Here is a 6286-nt window from a genome sequence, read left to right as displayed (position 1 = left end):
GGGGGTGGGGGGCCCCGCCCCGCGGCCGCCCCCCCCGGCGGGGGCGCCCCCCCGGGCGGGGGCCCGCCCCCCCCCGCCGGGGGCGCCCCCCCCGCCGCTTCGGGTCAGGCCAGCGGCAGGTAGACCCGGCCGCCCGAGGAGACGAACTCCGCCGACTTGTCCTTCATGCCGCGCGCCGCGTACTCCTTGAGCTCCTGGGTGATCTTCATGGAGCAGAACTTCGGTCCGCACATCGAGCAGAAGTGGGCCGTCTTCGCCGGCTCGGCGGGCAGGGTCGCGTCGTGGTACGACCGGGCGGTCTCCGGGTCCAGCGAGAGGTTGAACTGGTCCTCCCACCGGAACTCGAACCGCGCCTTGGAGAGCGCGTCGTCCCACGCCTGCGCGCCGGGGTGCCCCTTGGCCAGGTCGGCCGCGTGCGCCGCGATCTTGTACGCGATCACGCCGGCCTTCACGTCGTCGCGGTCCGGCAGCCCGAGGTGCTCCTTCGGGGTCACGTAGCAGAGCATCGCGGTGCCGAACATGCCGATCATGGCGGCGCCGATCGCCGAGGTGATGTGGTCGTACGCCGGGGCGATGTCCGTGGTCAGCGGGCCGAGCGTGTAGAACGGCGCCTCGTGGCACCACTCCTGCTGGAGGTCCACGTTCTCCTTGATCTTGTGCATGGGCACGTGTCCCGGGCCCTCGATCATCACCTGGACGTCGTGCTCCCAGGCCACCTTCGTCAGCTCGCCCAGGGTGCGCAGCTCGGCGAACTGCGCCTCGTCGTTGGCGTCCGCGATCGAGCCGGGGCGCAGCCCGTCGCCGAGCGAGAACGTCACGTCGTAGCGGGCCAGGATCTCGCACAGCTCGGCGAAGTTCGTGTAGAGGAAGTTCTCCTCGTGGTGCGCCAGGCACCAGGCCGCCATGATCGAGCCGCCCCGCGACACGATCCCGGTGACCCGGTCCACGGCCAGCGGCACGTACGGCAGCAGCACCCCCGCGTGCACCGTCATGTAGTCGACGCCCTGCTCGGCCTGCTCGACGACGGTCTCCCGGAACACCTCCCAGCTCAGCTTCACCGGGTCGCCGCCGACCTTCTCCAGCGCCTGGTAGATCGGCACGGTGCCGATCGGCACCGGCGAGTTCCGCACGATCGCCTCACGGGTCTCGTGGATCCGCTTGCCCGTCGACAGGTCCATCACCGTGTCCGCGCCCCACCGGGTCGCCCAGGTCAGCTTCTCCACCTCCTCCGCGACCGAGGAGGTGACCGCCGAGGTGCCGATGTTGGCGTTCACCTTGACCAGGAACGCCTTGCCGATGATCGCCGGCTCGCACTCGGGGTGGTTGACGTTGAGCGGCAGCACCGCCCGCCCGGCGGCGATCTCGTCCCGGACGAACTCCGGCGCCATGCCCTCCCGGATCGCCACGAACTCCATCTCCGGCGTGACGACCCCCGCCCGGGCGTACGCGAGCTGCGTCGGGCGCTTCCCGTGCGCCCCGGCCAGCGGCGTGCCCGCGCCGCGCACCGGGGCCACGTCCCCGCGCTCGGCGATCCACGGCCCGCGCAGCGGCGGCAGCCCGACCTCCGGGTCGGACCCCGGTCCGGAGGTGTCGTAGAGCCGGACCGGCGCGTTGTCGCCGGTCAGCTCCACCTCGGCGAAGGGCACCCGGACATCGGGCCGGGACCCCTCCACGTGGACCTTGCGACGTGCCTGCATGACTGCCTCCCCTGTGCTCATGCGGACCACCCGAAGTGGTCCAGCGGGCCGCGTCCCGCGCCCAACTCCCAGTCCCGCCCGCCGGTCAGCGCGCGGAAGACGTACTCCTTGGCGGCGGCGACCGCCGTCGGCACCGGGTCGCCCAGCGCCAGCCGGACAGCGACCGCCGCCGAGAACGAGCACCCCGTGCCGTGGTTGTGCCGGGTGGCGACCCGGGGCGCGCGGAGCAGCGTGGTGACCCCGTCGCCGTGCAGCACGTCGACCGCCTCGCCGTCGCGGTCCACGTCGCCGCCGGTCACCACCACGTGCTCCGGCCCGCCGACGGCCAGCGCCTCGGCGGCGGCCACCATCTCCTCGGCCGTGGTCACCGGGCGTCCGAGGAGGACCGCCGCCTCCGCGCAGTTCGGCGTCGCCACCCGGGCGTACGGCAGCAGCCGCTCGACTGCGGCGACCGCGCCCAGCCGGTGCCCGCTGGTGGCGACGAGCACCGGGTCGACGACGAGGTTCGGCAGCCGACCGTCCCGGGCGGCGTCGGCGACCGCGTCGGCGATGGCCGGGGTGGCCAGCATGCCCGTCTTGACGGCCCGCACGGCGAAGTCGGCGAGCACGCTGTCGAGTTGCTCGGTGACCGTGCGCGGCGGCAGCGGCAGGACGGCGTCGACGCCCCTCGTGTTCTGCGCGGTGACCGCGGTGATCACGCTGGTGCCGTACGCGCCGAGGGCGGCGAAGACCTTGAGGTCGGCCTGGATGCCCGCGCCGCCGCCGGAGTCCGAGCCGGCGATGGTGAGCACGGTGGTGGGTGTCATCGGCCCCCCAGGGTGGTTGGGGTCGGGAGCCGCGGCATGGTGGCGCCTGGGGGCTGCGGCCTGCCGCGCCCACTCCGGGCGGTCAGGCCTGATCCCTCCGTGGGCACGGTCGGCCGCCGCCCCGTACCGGAGACCTCCACGCGGTCCCGCGCGGTACGAGGCGGCGGGGAGACCACCGACCGGAAGGCGGCGGTGAGCGTGGCGGCGACCTCGGTCGGGTCGTCGGCGCGCATGATCGCGCCGAGCACCGCCACTCCCGCCGCTCCGGCCGCGATGCAGGCGTGCAGGTGCTCCGGGGTCTCCACCCCGCCCAGCGCGAGGACCGGCACAGGGCTGGCCTCGATCAACCCCGGGAGCCCCTCGGGGCGCAGAGGTGGGCCGTAGCCGGGTTTGCTGCGGCTGGGGAAGACCGGCGACAGGGTCGTGTAGTCCTCGCTGGTGACGCGGCCCAACTCGGCCTCGTCGTGGCAGGAGCGGCCGACCAGGCCGAGGCGCGGCGGCGGGTACGGGCCGGCCGACGGCAGGTGCACCGCGTCCCCGTCGAGCGGGTCCGGGCCGGCCACCACCAGCGTGCCGCCGACCTCGGCGAGGATCGCACGCAGCTCGACGGCGAGATCGGCGCGCTCGGCCCGGGGCAGGTCCCGCTCCCGCAGCACCACCCACCGCACTCCCCCGGCGACGGCCCGCGCGACGACCTCGGCCAGTGGCCGCCGCGCCTGCCACCGGTCGGTCAGCACGACGACGCCGGACGGCCCACGCGGGATCTTGGTGGGAGACGGCCCCGCCAGGGGCGCTTCCGTACCAGGATCCGCCGGAACGGGACCGGTGCGGGTCACAGGTCCGGCCGTCCGTCGTCGGGGGTGGACGCCAGGGCGTGGAAGCGGCGGGCGATCCGGCCCGCCCCGTACGCGAGCCGCCCCGCCTCGACCGCGTACCGCATCGCGGTGGCCATCGCCACCGGGTCGGCGGCCCGGGTGACCGCGCTGGCCAGCAGCACCGCGTCGCAGCCCAGCTCCATCGCCAGCGCCGCGTCGGAGGCGGTGCCGATGCCGGCGTCCAGGATCACCGGCACGTCGACGCTCTGCCGGATCAGCCGGATGTGGTGCGGGTTCGACACGCCCAGGCCGGAGCCGATCGGCGCGCCCGCCGGCATCACCGCGGCGCAGCCGACGTCGGCCAGCCGCCGCGCCAGAATCGGGTCGTCCGACGTGTACGGCAACACCACGAACCCGTCCGCGACGAGTTCCTCGGCGGCGCGCAACAGCTCCACCCCGTCGGGCAGCAGCGTGCGCTCGTCGCCGATCACCTCCAGCTTCACCCAGTCGGTGCCGAACGCCTCCCGGGCCAGGTGGGCCACCTTGACCGCCTCGCCCGCCGTGTAGCAGCCGGCGGTGTTCGGCAGCAGCCGCACCCCGCACCGGTCGAGCAGGTCCAGCAGCCCGACGGCGGTGCCGGGGGCGGTGTCGACGCGGCGCAGGGCCAGGGTGACCAGTTCGGTGCCGGAGGCGCGGATCGCGTCCTCCAGCACGCGCAGGTTGGCCGCGCCGCCGGTGCCGAGGATCAGCCGGGACGTGAGGCGCACGCCGCCCAGATCGAGGCTCACCGCGTCACCCGCCCTGGGCGGCGCTGAGCACCTCGACCCGGTCGCCGTCGCGCAGCACGGTCGCCGGCCAGCCGGTACGCGGCACGACCTCCCCGTTGACCGCGACGGCGAGGCCGCGCTGCTGGTCGGTGACCGCGCGGACCAGGTCCGCCACGGTCGAGCCGCCGGGCAGGCTGCGCCCGGCGCCGTTCACCGTCAGTTCCACGTGTGCTCCTCCTCGGGTGCGAAGGCGCCGGAGCGGCCGTCGGCGTCCGTGCCGGCCGGATCGGCGGTGGCGGCCGGCGCGAACCGGTCCGGGGTGAAGGGGGCGAGCATCGGGTCCGCCTTACCGGTGACGACCAGGTCGGCGATCAGGTCGGCGGTGAGGGGGGTGAGCACGATGCCGTGCCGGTGGTGACCGGTGGCGGCGAGCACGCCCGGCCGGCCGGGCAGCGGGCCGAGGATCGGGGCGTTGTCCGGGGTGCCGGGGCGCAGGCCGGCGAGGGTCTCGACGAGGTCGTACTCGGCCAGCTCCGGCAGCAGGTCGACGGCGGCGCGGAGCAGGCGCAGCACCGCCCCGGCGGAGACGTCGGTGTCGGCGCGCTCCTCGACGGTGGCGCCCACCACCACCTCCCCGCTGTCGCGGGGCACGAGATAGACGTGCTCGCCGTCGGCGTACCCCCGGATGACGTGCCGGAAGCCCGGCGCGCCGCCGCCGGGCGCGCGGAGCCGAAGCACCTGGCCCTTCACCGGCCGCACCGGCAGCCCGGTCAGGGCCGCCGCCCCGCAGCCGGCCGCCACCACCGTGACGCGCGCGTCCACGTCGGAGAGCCGGCGCACGGCGGCGGGCACCAGCGTGGCGCCGGCCCGTTCGGCGGCCGTGCGCAGCGCCGGCACCAGCCGGCGCGGGTTGACCTGGTGGTCGGTGGCGGCGAGCGCACCGCCGCGCACCCGGGGCGCCAACGCCGGCTCGCGGTCCCGCAGCGCCGAGGGGCGCAGCGGCGTCACCGGCAGCCCGAGACCCTGCTGGTACGCCCACAGCCGGCGCGCCTCGGCCAGGTCGTCGGCGGTGAGCCCGACCATCAGCGTGCCCTCGGTCCGGTAGCCGACGTCCACGCCGGCGGCGGCGGTCAGCTCGGCGGCGAAGGCCGGCCAGCGGGCGGCGGAGGCGGTCAGCAGCCCGGTCAGCTCGTGCTCGCCGAAGTACGCCTCGGCGACCGGGGCGAGCATCCCGGCGGCGACGTGCGACGCGCTGGAGCCCGGGGCGGGATCGTGCACGACGACGCGGAGCCCCCGCGAGGCGCAGCGCCAGGCGATCGCCAGCCCGACCGGTCCCGCCCCCACCACGGCGACGTCCGGCCGGCTCAGCACCCCAGCGCTCCCAGCAGTTCCGCCGTCGCCCGGGCCGGATCGGCCGCCCCGGACAGCGCCCCCACCACCGCCACCCCGTACGCCCCGGCGGCCAGCAGCGCGGGCGCGTTCGCGGCGGTCACCCCGCCGATCGCGACCACCGGCACGTCCACGGCGGCGGTGACGGCGCGCACCCCGGCCGGCCCGATCGGCGCCGGCAGGCCGGTCTTGGTGCTCGTGGCGTGGCAGGGACCCACGCCCAGGTAGCTGGCTCCGGCGGCGACCGCCTCGGCGGCCGTCCCCGGCTCGCGGGCGGTGGCCCCGAGCACGGCGGTCGCGCCGAGCACCCGGCGGGCCGCCCCGACCGGCAGGTCCGCCGCGCCGACGTGCCCGCCGGCGGCGCCCACCGCCAGCGCCACGTGCAGCCGGTCGTTGACGAGGCAGGGGACGTCGTACGGCGCGCAGAGCGCGACCACCCGGCGAGCCAGGTCGTACGCCTCCCGGTCGGTGGCGTCGTCGCTGACGCGGACCTGCACGACCAGCTCCGCGCGGGCCACCGGGAGGGCGGCCCGCAGCACGGCCAGCGGATCCCGCCCGGGTCGGGTGTCGGTGATCAGATGCAGTCGCCCAAGGGACGGCACGGCAACACTCCTCCCTGCGCCGGCATTACCCGGATCAGGTTCGACGGTCGGGGGCTCTCAGCCCCCCTCTCAGCCCGGTGCACCGGGCTCCCGTGGGTCACTTGCGCGTGTCACCGTACGACGGATCGCCGGATCCGCCAAGGGCGGGACGCGGATTTCACACCGACCGTCCGAAGCCGACGATCGGGGCGGCGCGTGACCACGCGGTCA

Annotated in this window: 7 protein-coding genes and 1 riboswitch; all 7 genes read right to left on the bottom strand. The window is 76.1% G+C overall.

Annotated elements, in window-relative coordinates; all coding sequences use genetic code 11:
• Positions 1-104: 104 nt before the first annotated feature.
• Positions 105-1697: a phosphomethylpyrimidine synthase ThiC gene (gene thiC, locus ABZ793_RS22425; protein WP_357460287.1), complete on the bottom strand. Its 1593-nt coding sequence runs from the start codon at positions 1695-1697 to the stop codon at positions 105-107.
• Positions 1698-1714: 17 nt separating this feature from the next.
• Positions 1715-2503 carry a bifunctional hydroxymethylpyrimidine kinase/phosphomethylpyrimidine kinase gene (thiD, locus tag ABZ793_RS22420; RefSeq protein ID WP_357460285.1) on the bottom strand — a complete coding sequence of 263 codons (789 nt, stop codon included), beginning with the start codon at positions 2501-2503 and terminating at the stop codon, positions 1715-1717.
• Entirely contained in the window at positions 2500-3240 is a 741-nt protein-coding gene (locus ABZ793_RS22415) for a thiamine phosphate synthase (protein WP_357460282.1), read from the bottom strand. The genes thiD and ABZ793_RS22415 overlap by 4 nt, the downstream gene beginning before the upstream one ends.
• Positions 3241-3335: 95 nt before the next feature.
• Entirely contained in the window at positions 3336-4106 is a 771-nt protein-coding gene (locus tag ABZ793_RS22410) for a thiazole synthase (RefSeq protein ID WP_357460280.1), read from the bottom strand.
• Positions 4107-4110: 4 nt separating this feature from the next.
• Positions 4111-4311 carry a sulfur carrier protein ThiS gene (thiS, locus tag ABZ793_RS22405; RefSeq protein WP_132230919.1) on the bottom strand — a complete coding sequence of 67 codons (201 nt, stop codon included), beginning with the start codon at positions 4309-4311 and terminating at the stop codon, positions 4111-4113.
• Positions 4302-5456, bottom strand: a complete 1155-nt coding sequence (thiO, locus tag ABZ793_RS22400; RefSeq protein ID WP_357460277.1) for a glycine oxidase ThiO — start codon at positions 5454-5456, stop codon at positions 4302-4304. Before thiO ends, thiS begins: the two co-directional genes overlap by 10 nt.
• On the bottom strand, positions 5450-6076 hold the full coding sequence (gene thiE / locus ABZ793_RS22395) for a thiamine phosphate synthase (RefSeq protein ID WP_357460275.1): 627 nt from the start codon (positions 6074-6076) through the stop codon (positions 5450-5452). Before thiE ends, thiO begins: the two co-directional genes overlap by 7 nt.
• Positions 6071-6179: riboswitch (TPP riboswitch) on the bottom strand. Its footprint overlaps the gene before it by 6 nt.
• Between the last annotated feature and the right edge of the window lie 107 nt (positions 6180-6286).

This window comes from Micromonospora sp. NPDC047465, from assembly GCF_040643125.1.
Taxonomy (GTDB): Bacteria; Actinomycetota; Actinomycetes; order Mycobacteriales; family Micromonosporaceae; genus Micromonospora.
Note: the sequence above shows the minus strand (reverse complement) of the source record. Positions and strands in the feature narration are given on the sequence as shown.